The following is a 592-nucleotide window of genomic DNA, read 5'->3' on the forward strand; positions in this document are numbered from 1 at the left end:
CTCGCTGCTGACCGAGGCCCGGCCGTGGCCGGAGACGGGGCGTCCGCGTCGTGCCGGTGTGTCGGCGTTCGGTATCAGCGGCACCAACGCGCACGTGATCCTGGAGGCACCGGCCGAGGAGACGTCGCCCGAGTCCGCGGCGGTCGTGCCGGTGCCCTGGCTGCTGTCGGCCAAGTCGGACGCGGCCCTGCGTGACCAGGCCCGCAGGCTGCGCGGGTTCCTCACCGAGCACCCCGAGGTCACACCGGCCGAGGTGGCTGCGGACCTTGCCGCGCGGGCGAGGTTCGCCCACCGTGCCGTGCTGACGGACCCGGCCGGCCTGGACGCGCTGATCGACGGAAGACCCGGCATCGTCACGGGCACTGCCACCCCGGGCAAGTCGGCGTTCGTGTTCTCTGGTCAGGGTGGTCAGTGGGTGGGGATGGGGCGGGGGTTGTATCAGGTGTTCCCGGTGTTCGCGCGGGTGTTGGATGAGGTGTGTGGGTTGTTGGGGTTGCCGGTGGGGGTGTTGTTCGAGGACGGGGAGGGGGTGTTGGGGGAGACGTCGTTCACGCAGCGCGGGGTGTTCGCGTTGGAGGTGGCGTTGTTCCGG

At 71.3% G+C, this 592-nt stretch carries 1 protein-coding gene; it reads left to right on the forward strand.

Features of this window, described 5'->3' with window-relative positions:
* The coding region (locus H5J33_RS36545) for a ketoacyl-synthetase C-terminal extension domain-containing protein (protein WP_181798971.1) at window positions 1–592 on the forward strand (592 nt) is incomplete at both ends.

This window comes from Streptomyces sp. WELS2 (assembly GCF_013870595.1).
In the GTDB taxonomy this organism is placed as follows: domain Bacteria; phylum Actinomycetota; class Actinomycetes; order Streptomycetales; family Streptomycetaceae; genus Streptomyces.